The organism is Fibrobacter sp. (assembly GCF_017545445.1).
Taxonomy (GTDB): Bacteria; Fibrobacterota; Fibrobacteria; order Fibrobacterales; family Fibrobacteraceae; genus Fibrobacter.
Genome location: NZ_JAFWOM010000027.1, coordinates 1 through 17,898, shown reverse-complemented (window position 1 = coordinate 17,898; position 17,898 = coordinate 1). Strand labels below are relative to the sequence as shown.

Genomic DNA, 17,898 nt, shown 5'->3' with positions numbered 1-17,898 from the left:
AAAAAAAGGAGCATTTTTTTATGTTCGAACTCATCGTTTCTATTGCTGTTCGCGAAGTCATTAAAGAAATTGCGAAGGGTCTTTAATATGAATCGTTTGATTACCCCCGTCATTGGTACTTGCCACGATTCCTTTTGCCAGCTCTGTTGTGGTTCCGCAAGCATCAAAAGCCAGTCAGCCACTCTATGGGAATATTTAGAAACGGCACTGGACCTGATTGAACTTGAACATGCACGCGGAAACTCTGCACCAATTAAGTTGGCCATTGTGGGTCGAGACCCTTATCCAGAAGAGGCGATTGGCATACCGTTTGCAAAGCCGACTATCGCCAAAACGGCGAGTTCCCTTTCTGGAGGAGTCATCTTTCGTTCGTTAGGCGTGGATATCCATGCCTGGCGCGGCAACGATGTCAAGATTCTCTTTGAGAAACTTCTCAAGCAGCGTATTGTTTTCTTAAACGCTTCGTATGTATTCTTAGGCAAGGGGCCCCTTGTTCAAGGAAAACACGGTGCTTACCTTCACTGCGCAAATACTGCCAACTCGATCATCGTCAATGGTACCGAGCAGGTAGTTTTGTGCGGTGAAGCCGCTAAAGGCTATAAATGGGCTAACGGGTTGAAAACGAAGACAGTCTTGGCTCCAAAATTCCACTGTGTTCCTCATCCTTCGGCAAGGGTATATAACAGAAACGAAGCCGAATTCCAAAAATATTGGGCCCCTGGTGCTCTTGTCAACATGTTCGGCCTTCAAACCGTCATGTCGGCAGTAAATTGCGGCCGATAACTAAAAAATAGGAGAAACCTATATGCCAATAGAAACTATCGCCGCCATTGCGGCAAAGAAAATTGTAGCGGACGCTGCACCCGTTTTGGCAACTGCTATTGCAAGTACGGTAACGAAGGAAATCATTGATAATAGCGAAGATATCGGAAAAACGGTTGTCAATGTTGCTGGAGAAGTGTTTTGCGCCCCTTTCAAGCTTGCGACCGGCATTCTTGAAGGTATTAACAGCTTGTTATAAAAAAAGTACGTAAGATGTGTTGTGGACGTACTTAGCGCATACTCGGAAATGAGTGTGCGCTTTTTTATTGAAACTTTAAAAAAGAACCCACTTCGGTGGGTTCTTTTTAAATGATGTAATTGGGATTATTTCCCTAGAATCTGTTCTTCTGTAAGATTGAATCTTTTGACAAGAGTTTCTATGGGAACACCGTCTTCGTAAAGCGCACGAGCCGTACGGAGCTTTTCTTCTTCGGCTTTTTGACGTTCTTGGTCGAGTTTCTCTTCAAGTTGCTGACGTTCTTCTGTCATCTGTTGACGTTCTTCTGTCATCTGTTGACGTTCTTCTGTCATCTGTTGACGTTCTTCTGTCATCTGTTGACGTTCTTCTGCCATCTGTTGACGTTCTTCTGCCATTTGCTGTCGGAAATAATCGCCAATGCTTACGAAACCGTATTTTTGTCCGATGCTTACGAACGCCATGTTCAGCTCCTTTAGGAAATCTTTTCCAAGATACTCCATTAAATATATACTTGTTTTTTCAAGCAGGCAAGACGCCTCGTTTCGCGGCATTTTATCCAAGAACTTGCAGAACTGCGGCAAGAGTTCCAGCAGCTTATCTTTGTTGAATGCATGTTTCAGTGCGATTATCCCCATGCCGGTTGCGATATCTTCGCAGGCGAGACAGTCGCTGTCGGGAATGTTCGCCATGTTCACGAACGTGCACTGGAACGGCAGCACCTTTCCGCGGAAGTAATCCGGATAGGATTTTTCGAGGATTCTGAGCGGATTCCAGTTGTCACGTCCGTTGTAGAATATTATCGCCATCGTCGGGATTCCGCTGAAAATCCGGTTCTTGTCCTGAATTTTCATGACGGAATGGATGTATTTGGAGATCTGGTCGAAGATTGTGGGGTCGCGACCTGATTTGTGCTCCAGTAGGATTCCGACGAGAATCGGGGCTCCTGTTGAAACGTTCACGCGGAACGCCAAATCAGCTTCGCCGGTATCGTCAACTTCCGAATAGGAATCGGGAATACGCATGAGTGTATCAAGATTGACCTGCGTCAGGAACATGTCGATATCATGATTTACTTTCGCTGCAAGTTCAAGCAAGTAGCGGACATGAGTTGTGTCGGCAAACAGCCAACGAAAGAATGCATCGTGTTTTCGTTTGGAAGTCTTTTTTTCGTTTTCCATGGGTTTTGTGGGGCCAATTATTCAAGGTGAACTGGCACGCAATTTCATATAGCAAAGGATATAGAAAACGATATAGCAAACAAAATTCTTGAAAATGTCTTGCATCTTCAAAAACGTATGTGCTTAATTTAAAAAACTCTTTTCAGAAAAGCAAGAGATATTTTGTTTTGAATTCATTTTGTCAACAACCGTTAGCACGAGAGTAGCAACAACAAGCGAATAGCGCGAATTTTAAATAAGGTGGTGACGTGATGGAATATGTCGGAACGAAAATAGGCATGTGCAAATTCTACACATACCTTTTAATCGGAACCTTGCCTAAGATTCGTGTTTATTCTGTTTAATCCTTCAAGCAGCGGACGGACAGTCCGTCGTTCTCGTCGCTTGCACAGACGCTGACCATTCCTTCGGAACCGCTGCCGAAATGAATCATTGTAGCGCAGTTATTGTTTCGCGTGTCTATCGTCATTGTCCAGAAATAGGTGGTGCCGCCGCCCGGTTCAAAGAAATACTGGGATTTGGCAGAGTAATTCCCGGCGGGCAGGATGGAAAAGCCGTATGTGTCTTTTCCACCATACCAACCTACGACGGCGTAGTTGAGGAATGCGGGGTGTCCGCCATTTCCTCTTTCGGGCCATTCTTCAACTTCGGGCAGGTGCCATCCGGTAGGGCATGCGTAGGTTGCGGACTTGTATGTGTATAAACGACCATACTTGTCGCAGTTTTCTTTCTTGTTGCCGTTGCACCAGCTCTTGACGCCGTCATCCATTTCGTAGTTGAGGTTTTCGGCCATCCAAATTTTTTCGCCGAGCTTGACGATTTTATATGTTTTTCCGTCACGCGTATCTGTTAAAACAGAATCGTTTTGCGCTGCAGTGGAATCTGTCGGTGTTGTTTTCGATGGTTCCGGAGCCGGCCCGTCACTGACTTGGTATGTGGTTCTGTTGAAGAACATGATTTGGATAAACTTCACGTTCGCATTTTCGGGTTCGATATCAAACCAGTGGTCGCTATAGCATGTGCATGTCGTTTCTGAATGGACGACTCCATAATCAATTTGTAAGGTGTCGCCGGAACGTTTTGTCAAAAGGTCCGCTTCGACGAGGCAGTAATCTCTTACGTTCAAGGCCATCACTTGGTAATGCCCCTCGCCATCGTTAAGGATGTACGCTTTGGGCATTTCTCCTGAAGATGCTTCTGCGAGACTTGCGATTGGAACGGCGCGTATCGGCAAGGGTTCCAAACCAGAAGCAATGCAAGAGCCTAACTTAAAGCCGTTTTTCGTGTCTTTAGCAAAAGCGGGTGACGCTTCTTGGGTGCCTGCGGAACTCGAAGGCGGTTGGCTCGCCGATGACGTTGTTACGCTGGACGACGAGAGTTTCGGCGGCTGCTGACTGGACGACGATTTTGCTTGAGCGCTGGATTGCGGTGTGCTCGACGAGGATTCCTGTCCTTGGATTTCGCTCGAAGAACTTTCATTTTGACTCATCGTATTGTCGATTATGGTGGTTCCAGTCACGTCCGGAGAATCTGAACAGGCCCAGAATAGTGCTGCACATAACGGAATCAGTTGTATTGTCTTTTTCATGTTCATTTCTCCTTCCTTGAATCCGAAGATTCTATTTTGTCCGTAAGAGGGAATATTTGTAAGTTCATTTGATAAACTTGGTCGATGGTTTGGCATTCGTTGGCGATGTCAACAATCTTTTTGCGGAAAATGTCGATTTCCTCGGTGATGCGGTCGTAAGTGGGTTTGTCGATGCCCATGGTGATGCCGGAAAAATTGCGTTCTTCCACGGAATCCTTGATGATGGACCGTACCGCAAGTTCGCTCATTTTCCTGTTCATGGTGCGTATGGCAAGAGGAATTGCTTCCTTGGAGCCTCTAACCGTTTTTTGCGTTTGTTCGTAAGTCCCGTCCGCGTTTTTCTGGAGCAGGTTTGCATTGACGAGGAACTGCAAGATTTCGCGGACTTCGGCGGCTGTAACGCCTTGCCTTATTTTGGATGCAATTTCGCCAAATGTTGCTCCCGGCATGATGGGGGCGAGTTCTCGAATGATGGGGCAGGCGGGCGTTTCGTAGTAGCGGAACGCGTCCGCATCGACTATGCGGATTTTGTTCATGCGTGCTTCGTGTTCGAGTTCGCTCAAGGCGGATTCTTTTTCGTCGTCGTTTTTGGCGTTCCCGAATTTTACGAGCAGGGTGAAATAGGTGTAGTCGAACCCTTCGAGACCCATGGCGCGTGCGACTTTTGGAATTCCCGGCTTGCTGAGGGTTGTCTGTCCGTCGCTGACCAGTTTCAGATACGCCGATGAAGCAAATCCTGCGAGACTTGCGAATTTTCGCCAGGTGAAATACGAGCTTCTCTTGCGCTCGGCATAGAAATCTCGCATGTATTGGCGGTAATCTTGATATTCGGTAATCGGTTTCATATTCATAAAAATAAAACAAAAATTGCGTTTTTTGCACTAAAAAGTGAAGATTTTATATAAATATTTTATACGAAATTAAAATATGAAACAAAAGCGTTTCATAAACATTTAAAATTGATTTTTTATTTGTTTTCCGTTTTTTTATATATTCCCGATGTAAGGTATAAAAAGGAGATTCTATGACGATTGGAATAATCGTAATTATCGTTGCCGTTATTCTTGTAATTTGGGGCGTTTCTATGTACAACGGACTGGTGAAGCTCCGCAACAATCGCGAAAATGCGTTCGCAAACATTGACGTGCAGCTCAAACAGCGTTATGATCTTGTGCCGCAGCTTGTTTCGACGGTCAAGGGGTACGCCGCCCACGAAAAGGATGTGCTCGAAAAGGTGACTGCGGCACGTACTGCCGCGATGAGCGCCTCGACGATTGACGAGAAGGTTGCCGCTGACAAGGCGATGAGCAGCGCCCTTTCCGGACTCAAGGTTTCGCTGGAAGCTTACCCGGAACTCAAGGCGAACCAGAACTTCTTGCAGTTGCAGACGGAGCTTTCGGACATTGAGAACAAGCTTGCCGCTGCTCGCCGTTTCTTCAATTCCGCGACTCGCGAATTCAACAACGCTTGCGAAGTTTTCCCGAGCAACATCCTTGCGGGTATGTTCAATTTTAAGCGTGCCGCTATGTACGAGGCTACGGAAAACAGGGCCACATTAGAGAAAGCACCGGAAGTGAAGTTTTAATGAGTAGACAGTAGGCAGTAGACAGTGAAATAATGGCGCGACTGGTGTCGCGCGTTATATAGGGCGGCGAAGCCGCGATTATTTTCCTAACCACTGCCTACTGTCTACTTCCTACTTCCAACTGCTCATGAAATACGTCGGTATCCAGACTCAGATTTGGCGGAATAACCGTAATACGGCTATTCTGCTTTGTATGTTCCCGGTGATTCTTTTGGCGATGGTGCTTGCGTTCATCATGCTGCTGGATTGGCTCGGAATTTTTTGCAGTATGCAGGGCTATGGTCTAGAATCGGAGAATTTGCGGAAAGCCTGCCGCGATTTTGCCTCTGCCGGTTTCCATTGGGATTTGGTGTGGGAATATTTCCGTATAGCACTTCCCTATACGATTGGGATTACCGCATTGTGGTTTATCATCGCCTATTTTGCGAATACGTCTATCATTCGGCATGCGACTCATGCGCGTCCGCTTGAACGCAAGGAGAACGTGCGCGTCTATAACATCGTCGAGAATCTCTGCATTGCGGGCGGCATCGAGATGCCGCAAATCAACATTATTGACGACCCGAACTTGAACGCTTTCGCAAGCGGTATTGATATCCAGTCCTATACGGTGACGCTTACGACTGGAATTATAAACAAGTTAGATGATAGAGAGCTTTCGGCAGTCGTGGGGCACGAGCTTACGCATATCAAAAACCGCGATACGCGCCTCTTGGTCGTGTGCATTGTGTTTGTCGGGATTCTCTCGACGCTCATGACGATTTCAATCCGCATGATTGGCGGGCTTCTCAATTCGTCCGGTTCGCGGAGGCGCAGCAAGAATGGGGGAGGCCTCTTTATCGTTCTTGTCATTCTTCTTGTCGCGTTGCTCGTTTCTTCGGTTGCTTATTTTGTCAGTACCATGACACGTCTTGCGATTTCGCGTAAGCGTGAATACGTCGCCGATGCAGGTGGCGCCGAGCTTTGTGGCGATCCGCTGGCTCTTGCGTCGGCGTTGCGGAAGATTTCTGCGGAGCCTGGGCTTTCGAGTGTCGGTCGCGATGACGTGGCGCAGCTTTACATTGTCCACCCTGACGAAGAAGACGATGGCATGCTGAGCGGGCTTGTCGCAAAGCTGAATATTATTTTCAGCACGCACCCGGACACGCCCGAACGCATCAAGCTGCTAGAGCAGTTCTAGCGGTATGGTTATTGGTCAATGGTCGTTAGTCGATGGTCATTGGTTGATGGCTGTTGAATTTAGGGTGTCTGTACCTATAAAACAGATGAAAATGAATATTTATAGGTACTGAGAACTTCGTTTTTTATTTTCGTACCTATAAATCCCTGAAAACCATCACTTTTATAGGTACACTTTTCTGTTTTTACATGTAAATTAAGTGTAAAAATACCTATAAAAACGAATTTATGGGTTGTTTATAGGTTCAAGTTTAATAGAATTTGTCTTGACGTTGCCTTACTGGAATGGAAATAACCTGTTTTGTACCGATAAAAGGGCATAAAACAGCAATTTATAGGTACGAATTCCAAAATTTTCTTCAATATGGTCTTGAATTTTGCAAATTTTCACTTCAAAATAAATATTTTTTCTTAAAAAATCAATTTGAGCGAGGGCCGGAGGCCTTGGCTAATCTCATTTGACGCTTGAGTTCTTTGGCAAATAAAAAAGCACCCTTGCGGGGTGCTTTTTAATCTCTTATGTCGCCCGCTGTGGCGGGCGCCCTTTTATGTAATTAGTATTGGGCTTTGAGGCCAGCCGGGCATTCCACTTCTTTGTATTCGTGTGTCGGGTTGCCAGCGGCTTCCATCCATGTTGCAAGGAACATACAGCCTTCTTTTGCTTTTGCGTCGTTGGCAAAGGCTTTTTCGCACTTTTCAGCAAGGCAATCTTTACGTGCGGTGTATCCTTTGCTGTCGCCTTCGCAGCCGTCGGAGAGGAGACCACCGTATTGTTTGCCCTGATTGCCCCAACCCATGCTGGCACAACCGTTGAACAAGCCGACACCGCCGCCCGGAATCATCACGTCGAACTGGCCTTGCTGAACGTCGCCACCGATGTTCGTTGCCATGACGACGAGAATCTTGCCTTTGAGTTTCGAGTGGTTCATTTTACTTTCGTACTTGCCCTTGCCGTCAAACTTGAGGGCATAGCACTTGCCGCACGAACCGCCGTCTGCTGCGGGCACTGCCGCGAAAGCGTAGGCGAGGCTGTCATTCACGATTATAGGAATCTGGCTTGTGCAGGTCATGAGGCCGCCGCCACTACAGACGCTTCCGCCACCCCAGTCGGTGCTTTCTTTAGTGCCTTTGTTGGTGCACTGCTTGGAGTAATTGCCGTGGGCGTGTTCGGGCCAAGAGCAGTGGGGCTTGCAGCAGTCCCAGTAACGGCTTGCGAAACCCTTTCCGCTTCTGCCACCGGAGATGTACTTGAGTTCGACGCTCGTTTCTAAGTTGGATGTAGAAGATGCAACAGTCTTGCTAGAAGAAGACTTCGGTTGTTGAGATTGGCTGCTTGCCGGTTTGGAAGCCGCCATGCTTTCGCAATTTTTATTGTTGGGATCGTAATAGCAGTTTATTTTGCAAGATTCATTGTAGGCGTATTTTTCGCCTTTGGGACCAGTTTGTTGATCATGATATCCAACGCATTTGTCCGAGGCGCTGTCGTAGCATTGGCCGTTACATTGCTTTGTTGATTTGGCAGAGGAGGATTTTGCCTGTTGCTGAGAAGAACTGCTCTGCTTGTTTGCGACCGAGGAACTGCTTTGCGTTTTTTGTGCAGATGATGCGGGTGCTACTACGGAGCTTGAACTTGCGATAACGGGGCTCGTTACCGAACTGCTGGAAACCGTGACCGGAGCGGTCACGGAACTCATCGGAGTTGTTGCGATGGAGCTGCTGGAAAGCGCGACTGGTACAATTGCGGAACTACTTAAATCTGTTGGATTGTAAGCGGGATTCTGGTTTGGTATGGGTGAAGCCGGGTCACCGGAGCAGTTCCAAGCAATGAAGGAAAGCCCGAAGACAACGAGGGTTGTGAAAAGTTTATTCTTCATGATACAATAAGCCCTTGTAAATTTGCAGCACCCTATTCCAATCCACGTTCAAAAATAAAAAACTATTCATAAAAAGTTTGTAAATAAGAGTAAAAAGAAACTCATTCGAGAATAATTGTGATATGACGCAAGTTATTAAATATCAATGAGTTGTGAAAAGAAAACGCCCCAAATTTTGGGACGTTTCGTTCCATTCTTTTCGCTGTCACCCCGGCAGAGCCTGTGCTGCTTGCACTGAGTTCAATCGAAGTGAGCAGAGTCGAAGCATGCCGGGGCCGGCTATTGACTTAGAACTTGGCCTTCAGTGCTTCGGGGCAGGGCACTTCCTTGTAAGTGTGCAAGGGGTTGCCGGCAGCTTCCATCCATGTCGCAAGGAAGAGGCAGCCTTCCTTGGCCTCGGTGTCGTTTGCAAACGCACTGTTGCACTTCTTGGTGAGACATTCCTTGCGCTTGGAGTAAGTGTCGCCATCATAACCGGCTTCGTTTTCGCAGTCGGAGAGGAGTCCGCCATACGTTGTGGTGTTTTGCGGAATGTTCCAGCCCATCTGGCTGCATCCGTTAAAGGCGCCGAATCCGCCGCCCGGAATCATCACGTCGAACTGGCCGCCGGAGACATCATAACCGATGTTCGATGCCATCACGACGAGGGTCTTGCCTTTGAGTTTTTCGTGATTCTTTTTGGTTTCGTACTTGCCTTGACCCGTGAAGGTGAGGGCGAAGCACTTGCCGCATGTGCCGTCGTTACCCGGCGTTGCCGCGAATGCATAGGCGAGTTTTTCGCTCACGATAATGGGGGTCTGGCTTGTGCAAGTGGTACCTTGGCCGCCGGAGCAGATGCTGCCGAGATCGTTGCTGATGGGGGTCTTGCCCTTGGCGTCGCAAGTCTTGGCTGGGTTATTGCCGCCGTGTTCAGGCCAGGAACAGTGGGGCATGCAGCAGTCCCAGTAGCGGGTTGCAAAGCCCTGTTGTCCGCCCGCACCGGCATTCAGGTACTTGGCTTCTTCGGCAGAAACATCACCTGCGCCTTGAGAATTGCTCGACTGGACGCTGGTCGAAGATTTTACGCTGTTCGAAGAGGCTGCGACGGAGCTTGAAGACTTGACAGAGCTAGAGGACTTGGGCTGTTGCTGAGACGAAGAAGACTTTACGCTGCTGGAGCTCTTTGCCGTTGTGCCGCTAAGCGTCAAGACGAAAGAGAATTTCTGGCCGTCGATGGTGATTTCTTCGGTTTCCTTTTCTGTGCTCCAGTAATCGGGCACTGTGCCTTCGAGGGTGTAGGTCTTGGCATTCTTGTCGTAGTTTGCTTGCAAGAAATGCAGTTTCCAGTTGCGCTGCGGTTCGGATTCTACTCCGCTAAAGGTGATTTTGCTGATGGCGCTACCCTTGGCGACGGTCTGGGTCAGGCTCCCCGTGACGGTGATTTTGCCTGTGGACTGCTGCTGTTCCGAAGAACTCGGCTGGTTTTGGGCCGAAGAGCTGCTCTGCAATGTTTTTGCAGAAGAACTTGCAACCTTGGCGCTCGAAGAATTGGCTTTTGCGACGCTGGAGGAGCTTGCCTTCACGTTGCTGTTCGAAGATTGCACGTTAGCCGAGGATGTTCTGGGCATGACGCTTGCCGAAGAAAGCTGCGACTGTGCAGTTGCAGACGATGCAGCCGTAGCTTCGCTTGTGGAAGATGCCTGAACGGAATTGGGGGTTGCCGCTGCCGAAGACGTGAGAGTCGGGTCGCTCGGCTGAATTTGGATGCCGCCGTTGTTGTTGTCGGGGGCGCTTGTGGCCTCGTCGGAGCAGTTCATGAATGCAAGAACTGAGCCAAGGACTAAAACTGACTTTAGGAATTGGTGTTTCATAAGTATCCTCATATACCAAAATGACTTTCTTGCGAAAGTACCACCAATTCCATCCACGCTAAAAGATAGTTTGATTCATGAAAAATTTCACGTAAAATTTTATAAGGTAATGATTTTGTAATAAAAGTGATTGGCTATTGGTCCTAAAACCTAACCCCTAAAACCTATTACCTAACTAACAAAAAAGCCCAGGCGTTGCGGCCTGAGCTGAAAAACTGTAGTGTACTATATTATATAGGCTTATTTGTAACGCTGCTTGAGAACGTCGGGGCATTCCACTTCGACGAAGTTGTGCTCCGGGTTGCCCGCGGCTTCCATCCATTCGACAAGGAACATGCAGCCCTTCTTTGCTTCTTCATCGTTGCCGAATGCCTTGTTGCACTTGTCGGTGAGGCACTTGGCGTAAGTATTGGCCTTGTAGTTGGATTCCTTTTCGCAGTCGGAGAGGAGACCGCCGTATTGTTCACCTTGCGGACCCCAGCCCATCTGGCTGCATCCGTTGAACATGCCGACGCCGCCACCCGGAATCAACACGTCGAACTGTCCTTGCTGGACATCGCCACCGATGTTTGTGGCCATGACGATGAGCTTCTTGCCTTTGCTCTTGAGTTTTTGGGTGTTGGCGTTGGTAGAATTGTAGTGACCCTGGCCGGTAAAGGTGAGCTGGAAGCACTTGCCGCACTGACCGCCTGCGCTGGCCGGTACCGCCGCGAACGCAAAACCGTATTCTTCACAGCCTTCGACCGTAAACGGAATCTGGCTTGTGCAAGTGGCTTGCTGGCCGCCGGCACAAATATTTGCACCGCCACTCACGGGGTTCTTGCCTCTCGCATCGCATGTCTTCGACGGGTTTCCGCCGGAGTTCTCAGGCCAGGCGCAGCTAGGCATGCAGCAGTCCCAGTAACGTGAGGCGAATCCGCTACCTTTGGCACCGCCGTTTTTCTCTACAATCTTCGGGCATCCGCCAGTGACCACAGAAGAACTGCTCTTTGCCTGCGAGCTGCTGCTCTTTGCTTGGGAACTGCTGCTCTTTTTCTGGGAGCTGCTGCTCTTGACCACGGCTGCACTGCTCTTTGGAGTGACGCTGCTGCTGCTAGGAGGTGGAGGTGGTGCGACTTCAGAGCTGCTTGGCGGAGGAGTCACGCTCGAAGACGAAACGACCGGCTGAACGTAATCCACGCACTTGGAAGTCGGTTGCAGAATAGGAAGTGCTGCAAAATTCGTCGTAATCGGAGCGACTCCGTTAGTCAATGTGATAGTTCCATTTGCGATGTCTGCGGAACCGATTATGTTTCCGTTTGCGTCTGTTACGACACCGTTTCCGTAAATGAGATAATCGCCAGTTGCATGCTTCAAGTGGAAAACGGAGTCGGTAATCTTGTAGCGGATGTTGTTGCCGGAAATAACCGGGTAAGCGGCGAGGTCAACGTTTGCAATAATTGGGGCACCTGCCATGTCATTCACCATGACGAGCGAAGTACCAGGAATGGCTGCAATCCTGCCGACTTGATTGCCTGCTACATCTGTGACCGTAGAATCGGGGTAGATAAGGTACGGCTTTTCAGCGACGATATACCAAGCGGGAGTGCAAGTTGTAACGGAGGGATCGGGAGCCGGTATGTTCGGTTTTACAGTGCACTTGGCAGCGTCTCCGTTGATGATTTTTACCTTGCTCTGGTCGTTCAAGTCAATTTGGATGACCAGGACTGAGCCTTTCAAGTCAACGACGAACACGAGATTCGGAGTGGCGGGATCGCTTACGACTGCCGTGCCGATTTGATTCCCGTTAAGGTCAGTGACTCTGTAATCCTGCAAAATGACGATGCCTTCGGAGGGCACATGCCAAGCAGCTTCGCAGGGCACAAAAGTTACTTCGTTGTTATCGCTAGCAGACACCTTGTCGTCTGAGCACGAGCACGCCAAAACTATAGTCCCTAATGCGAATAGGGATTTAAAAAGGGGGTATTTCATAGAAGTTCCTCAGAAATGATCCCCAAACACCTCGATTAAAGATAGTAATATTATACTTAATGTCCAGTAAAAAAACAATTTGCGTTGTTTTTGCGTTGTAATTGCGACACTATACCCCTCACATTTGTCATCTCGGACTTCTGGCTGTCATTCTGGAGGGTTCGTAGAACCCGATAGGATCCATGCAGTTCAAATCGCTTACACGTCCTCCCTCACGCTGTCATCCCGGACATCGTTCCGGGACCAGCTTACACGGTACTTATTGCAATCGCCCATACCCCATGGTTCGGCAAAAGGTTGGTGAGCCTGTCGAACCACACCAACCGGTTCATCGTTTAGCGGGCGACCCCATACCTCATTCCCCCTTACCTTTTTACATCCCTGCATACTAACCACTAATCATTAACCACTGCCTGCTGCTTACTGCGGTTTCGCCGCCCACTTGACCCTTATCACATCGCTAGACCTTTGTATTGACAAGCTTGTTTGCGTTAGATAAATTTTATGTAATGAAAAAATCAGAACCCCTTCAGTTCGTGCAGGATGCACAACATGTTGTGGTGTGTAGGGTGTTAGGTTGGTATCACGCGGTAGCGAGGTGCCTTTTTGTGCTTACACAGCACTTTTTGCATCCCTGCCTACTAACCACTAATCACTAACCACTTTTCACTACCCCCTAAAACTCCCATGTCTCTCTCCAATCTCTTCCATCACATGCGTCCTCTCCACGTTGGACAACGCATTGCGTTAATGCTAATCTTCTCACTCCTCGCCGTTGCCCCCTCATGGGCGACAGACGGCAATATTTCGGGCTCAGGTTCTGAAACGGACCCATACATCATCCATGACGCAAAAGATTGGGAAACGTTTGCAAAAGAAGTCAATAACGGCAATACGTACGTGGACAAGTATATAAAGCTTGAATTGGATATCTCCGTTACCCAGCAAGTCGGTTCCCACACCGAAATAAAAGTAGGCAACTCGACTGTGTCGATAGACAAACCTTTTTCTGGCACGTTCGATGGCAACGGTCGCTCCATCCATGCCAATATTTTTGAAAGTAATGGTATAGGTACGGCTTTGTTCGGTTGCATCAATGGGGCTATTATCAAGAATCTCACTGTGACAGGTGAAATCCATGGCGGAATACATGCTGCGGGGCTTGTGGGGGTTTCTATGGGGGCGAAAAACAGAATTGAAAATTGTGTGGTGTCAACTACGGTCAACGGCGATACGCACATTGGAGGCATACTCGGACACGGGAGCACGAGTGACATCGCTATCGACAACTGTGTGTTCAATGGAATACTTGATGGCGGTTCAAAAGCCAAGGGAGTTTTCTTTGGATGGGGCGATAATGGCGGTACAAAGATTGTTTCGAACTGCCTTTATATTCAACAAGATGGTCAAAGTATGGACAATCTTGACCTTGTGAAAATGAACGCTGGAAGCGTGGCTGTGACGGACTGCTACAAGACGGCGGAAGTTGGCACGTATGGCGCACTAGTATATTTGGTTGCTCCTACAGACGCTATTACAGAAGAAAAGACCGTGGCGGGTGACACCAAGTTTTATGTAGTTACGAAAAAATTATCGTTGACGGGCAGTGGCTCCGAATCGGCCCCGTACATTATTAATAATGCAGACCAATGGGATGAGTTTGCTGAATTCGTTCGTGATGGGGCTTCATTTGCCGGTAAGTTTATAAAGCTTAGTGCGAATATTGCTGTTTCTACAAAGGTGGGCGTGGTGAACGGAGGTTCGTTGGTCGCTCCGTTTTCTGGCACGTTTGATGGCGGCGGAAATACCATCACGGCTTCAATTGAAGATGTGGATAACTCTGGTACGGCTTTGTTCAGCTACATTAGTGGCGCTACGATTAAGAATTTGACATTGGCTGGGAACGTTACTGGCGGTATTCATGCAGCTGGCATTGTGGGTTACTCCAATGGAACAGGCAACAAGATTGAAAATTGTGTTGTGTCCGCAACAATCAACGGTGGCTCTCACATTGGCGGCTTTCTTGGACACGGGCTCACCAGCGATATTTCTATCGATAATTGCGTGTTTAGAGGTATGCTTGTGCACGGCGAAACTGCGAAGGGAGTTTTCTTTGGCTGGGGCGATAATGGCGGCGCAAAGACCGTTTCGAACTGCCTTTATATTCAACAAGATGGCCAAAATACGGATAATCTTGACCTTGTGAAAATGGACGCTGGAAGCGTGGCTGTGACGGACTGCTACAAGACGAAGAATGTTGGAACGTATGGAAAATTGGTTTTTTTGAATGCTCCCGCAAATGAAATTTTGCTTGAAAAAATTGCGTCGGACGGCACACAGTTCTATATCGTGGCTGTTTCAATCAGTGGCGTAAAGTCTTATTATCTCTATACCGACGAAGAAATTGCTTTGACGTACAAGGTTACGGATGTCGAAGGAAATGAACTTATCAAGAATAAGGATTACACGGCAACCTTCACTCCGTCGCTTGTCAAGGATAAGGGCGACTACACGCTTACCATTACTGCGATAGACGGTGGCATCTATACTGGTTCTAAAACCATCAGTTTTACTGTATTTGATGGAACTGTAACAGCAACAACTACAGCGATGACTAGCGGAATTTACAGGGTGTCGAGCAACGTAACCGTTGACGAACGGATTGTCGTCACGGGCGATGTGACGCTCATTCTAGATGAGGGCAAGACTCTTACCGCATTGAAAGGCATAGATGTGTCTAGCGGAAATATGTTGACTATAGAGGGAATGGGATCGCTCTATGCAACAGGCGACAATTATGCTGCAGGCATCGGTGGCGGAGATAATGGATCTGGCGGAACAATCACCATCAATGGCGGAACTGTTACAGCTACGGGAAATAATGGTGCAGGCATCGGTGGCGGAGATAATGGATCCGGCGGAACAATCACCATCAATGGCGGAACTGTTACAGCTACGGGAGGTCTGGGTGCTGCAGGTATCGGTGGTGGAAATGGAGGCTCTGGCGGAATTATCAACATTATTAACGGAACTGTTACAGCAACAGGTGGAATGTATGGTGCAGGCCTCGGTGGCGGAGAAAATGGTTCAGGAGAAACAATTTATATCGTTAGTGGAACTGTTACAGCAACAGGCGGAATGTTTGGTGCAGGTCTCGGTGGCGGAAGAGGAGGCACTGGTGGAATCATCATCATTTCTGGCGAAACTGTTACAGCAACAGGTGGAATGTATGGTGCAGGCCTCGGTGGCGGAGAAAATGGTTCAGGAGGAGCAATTTATATCAGTGGTGGAACTGTTACAGCAACAGGTGGGGATGGAGGTGCAGGCCTTGGTGGCGGAGAATATGGTTCAGGAGGAGCGATTTATATCAGTGGAGGCAAGGTGACTGCAAATGCTGGCATGCATGCGTCTAGTATCGGTTCCGGATTCATTGTGTCTGGCTCTGTAGAAAATGGCATTGTTTATCTCGGCTATACGACTGAAGACGACTTTATCTATGCCAGCAGCTATGGCCACGTTGAAATATTTTTTGAGAATTGTCCTTTTGATTTTGATCCAGAAAATTACAAAGTGACTGTAGAATATGGGTATGGGTACAGCCAATCATTTTATTACACTGAAAATGGCATAAACAAAGTTGCATCGACACCGATAGATATCGCTGGTAAGGAACTTCATCCGTACTATGGAGAACATAACCTCAAAAACGCTTCTATTAGCAGCATCGAACCATCTTATACTTACACGGGCGATGAAATCATCCCAACGTTTAAAATTGTGGATTTTAACGGCGATGAAGTGTCTAATGATAATTATGTTTTCTCTATTACAAAGGATGGCATAGAAACTCAGGCTGTCAACACTGGCGAATACATTATGGTATTTACGGGCAAGGGTAATTATGAAGGGACGAAAAAAGTGAAGTTCTCCATCGTCCCGGAAGTCGTTCACAACTACGCTGCTGTGCAAGTGCTGAAAGACGAAAACGGCACGCGTGCGGTCATCGACGGCGAGTACAGCGGAACGGATGCGGTGAAAATCACTGAAGACATAGAGAATGTCGCCGTCACGTTCAACCGCAAGTTTACTGTGGATTTGGAAACTGGAGGTTACTCCACATTGATGCTGCCGTTCAGCGTGAGCACTGAAGACGTAGAGGGCATCGAAGGCATTTACAAGTTTGCCTACGTGGGGGTATGCATCAAGAATAGCAAGAAGGAAGGCGTTTGCGTGAACAAAGTCTGGGAAAGCTCAGATACAAAGCATAATACCTTGGAAGCGAATACGCCGTACATGGTCAAGATGAATAAATCGACCCTTAAAATCAAAACTAACGTAACGCTGAAGGCGACCTCTGATGCTACAGTATATGACCAAAACGCTGCAGAAAGTGAACGCGAAAGCAAATGGCAGATGCGCGGTGTATTCGGTTACAAAAAATGGGCATGCAATGACGGTGAATTGGGCAAAGTCTGGGGCTACACCGGAGAACCACGCAATGGTGTAAAAATCGGCAAGTTCACGAAGTTTGGTCATGATGTATGGATAAATCCGTTCCGTGCGTACCTGTACGACCCGAGCGAAAAGCCGCAGGAATGTACCGACGGCTCTAATCCTCAGCCTGTTGCCGCGTCGCCATACGCCAAGGCCTACACCGCAGACTTCTTGCCGGCAAATTCTGCCGCAAGCGCTACGGCAAGTTCCGAAGTGGCAAGCATCGACGAGTTCGGCGGCATGCAAGTTATCGTCATCGAAGACGAAAGTGGCAAGAGCATCGCAGGCGGCAAGGGAACAACTGCCGTGGGTCGCATGAACCCAGCCACCGGCGAAATCCGCATGCAGCCTCGCACCAAGCAAACGTACGACCTCAAAGGCCGCCGCGTGAAAGAGGGCAAGAACGCGAAAGGCGCATACTATAAAAAGTAGGTTAAGGAACGTCATGAACGACAGAAGGAGCAGGATCCAGTAAAGTCTTGTAATGCGTGGACCCTATCAGTCATCCTGCGGAGTTCAAACCCGATAGGACCATACTGTACCCCCTAACACTGTCACCCCGGATTTATTCCGGGGGCGGCATATACAGTCTCCTTGCGGATTAAAATGTAAAATATTGTAAAAATTTTAAATGTAAAAATCTTTTTACTTTGGATAGTGGTCAGTGTGGATAGAAAATTCTGACTATTGTTGAAAATGTTGATAAAATGTTAAAAAAGTGGTTTTATGGTTGAAATAAAATATTGAACCTTTAAAATTGAGCGAAAAAAGCCATTTACAATCAACGATTTGCGTGTGATTTTGGTCGCAGAAAAACGCCGAAAAAATTGTGGATAAGTCCGAAAATCCGCATTTTTGACGAAATTTCAAAAGAAAAATACTTGCAAATTACCTAGAAATTATTAAATTTGTGTTCCAATTTCGCAGAGTACCGCTTCCTATGCTCTGTGAAAATACGGAGAATCAAGTATTCTCTTGAACTAGAAGCGATAAACCTTCTGCTGAAGAAGAGGAAAAAATGGCAAAAGAACATTTTGACAGAAGCAAGCCGCACTGCAACATCGGCACGATCGGTCACGTTGACCACGGTAAAACCACTCTTACTGCTGCAATCTGCACGACTCTCGCTGCTAAGGGTCTCGCCGCAGCAAAGCGTTT

Annotated in this window: 12 protein-coding genes; 6 read left to right on the top strand and 6 right to left on the bottom strand. The window is 47.8% G+C overall.

All coding sequences use genetic code 11. The features are described from left to right. Positions 1 to 87: 87 nt before the first annotated feature. Positions 88 to 783 carry a hypothetical protein gene (locus tag IKG78_RS03110; protein WP_290939120.1) on the top strand — a complete coding sequence of 232 codons (696 nt, stop codon included), beginning with the start codon at positions 88 to 90 and terminating at the stop codon, positions 781 to 783. A gap of 22 nt (positions 784 to 805) precedes the next feature. Next, complete coding sequence (locus tag IKG78_RS03105; protein ID WP_290939115.1) at positions 806 to 1,021, top strand: hypothetical protein; 216 nt, start codon at positions 806 to 808, stop codon at positions 1,019 to 1,021. Positions 1,022 to 1,146: 125 nt separating this feature from the next. Here the strand turns inward: IKG78_RS03105 and IKG78_RS03100 are convergent, their stop codons facing one another. The 3 genes from IKG78_RS03100 to IKG78_RS03090 form a co-directional block, all read right to left on the bottom strand. After that, positions 1,147 to 2,199: an Rpn family recombination-promoting nuclease/putative transposase gene (locus IKG78_RS03100; RefSeq protein ID WP_290939112.1), complete on the bottom strand. Its 1,053-nt coding sequence runs from the start codon at positions 2,197 to 2,199 to the stop codon at positions 1,147 to 1,149. Positions 2,200 to 2,539: 340 nt separating this feature from the next. After that, the gene (locus tag IKG78_RS03095) at positions 2,540 to 3,787 is read right to left on the bottom strand and encodes an FISUMP domain-containing protein (RefSeq protein WP_290939109.1); all 1,248 of its coding nucleotides are present in this window, start codon (positions 3,785 to 3,787) and stop codon (positions 2,540 to 2,542) included. Between the two features lie 2 nt (positions 3,788 to 3,789). Continuing rightward, the gene (locus IKG78_RS03090; RefSeq protein ID WP_290939107.1) at positions 3,790 to 4,632 is read right to left on the bottom strand and encodes a TIGR02147 family protein; all 843 of its coding nucleotides are present in this window, start codon (positions 4,630 to 4,632) and stop codon (positions 3,790 to 3,792) included. 179 nt (positions 4,633 to 4,811) lie between these two features. Here IKG78_RS03090 and IKG78_RS03085 point away from each other — a divergent pair, with 179 nt between their 5' ends. Next, entirely contained in the window at positions 4,812 to 5,372 is a 561-nt protein-coding gene (locus IKG78_RS03085; protein WP_290939104.1) for a LemA family protein, read from the top strand. Between the two features lie 127 nt (positions 5,373 to 5,499). Continuing rightward, positions 5,500 to 6,552 (top strand): M48 family metallopeptidase, encoded by a 1,053-nt coding sequence (locus IKG78_RS03080; RefSeq protein ID WP_290939101.1) that lies wholly within the window; start codon positions 5,500 to 5,502, stop codon positions 6,550 to 6,552. Between the two features lie 553 nt (positions 6,553 to 7,105). Here the strand turns inward: IKG78_RS03080 and IKG78_RS03075 are convergent. From IKG78_RS03075 to IKG78_RS03065, 3 genes are all read right to left on the bottom strand, one after another. Further along, the gene (locus IKG78_RS03075) at positions 7,106 to 8,425 is read right to left on the bottom strand and encodes a glycosyl hydrolase family 5 (protein ID WP_290939098.1); all 1,320 of its coding nucleotides are present in this window, start codon (positions 8,423 to 8,425) and stop codon (positions 7,106 to 7,108) included. Between the two features lie 287 nt (positions 8,426 to 8,712). Beyond that, positions 8,713 to 10,275, bottom strand: coding sequence for a glycosyl hydrolase family 5 (locus tag IKG78_RS03070; RefSeq protein WP_290939095.1), 1,563 nt, complete (start codon positions 10,273 to 10,275; stop codon positions 8,713 to 8,715). Positions 10,276 to 10,515: 240 nt separating this feature from the next. Next, positions 10,516 to 12,246: a glycosyl hydrolase family 5 gene (locus tag IKG78_RS03065; protein WP_290939092.1), complete on the bottom strand. Its 1,731-nt coding sequence runs from the start codon at positions 12,244 to 12,246 to the stop codon at positions 10,516 to 10,518. 750 nt (positions 12,247 to 12,996) lie between these two features. Here IKG78_RS03065 and IKG78_RS03060 point away from each other — a divergent pair. Next, the gene (locus IKG78_RS03060; protein ID WP_290939089.1) at positions 12,997 to 17,172 is read left to right on the top strand and encodes a hypothetical protein; all 4,176 of its coding nucleotides are present in this window, start codon (positions 12,997 to 12,999) and stop codon (positions 17,170 to 17,172) included. 586 nt (positions 17,173 to 17,758) lie between these two features. Next, on the top strand, positions 17,759 to 17,898 hold a 140-nt coding region (locus tag IKG78_RS03055; RefSeq protein ID WP_290939406.1), incomplete at its 3' end, for a GTP-binding protein.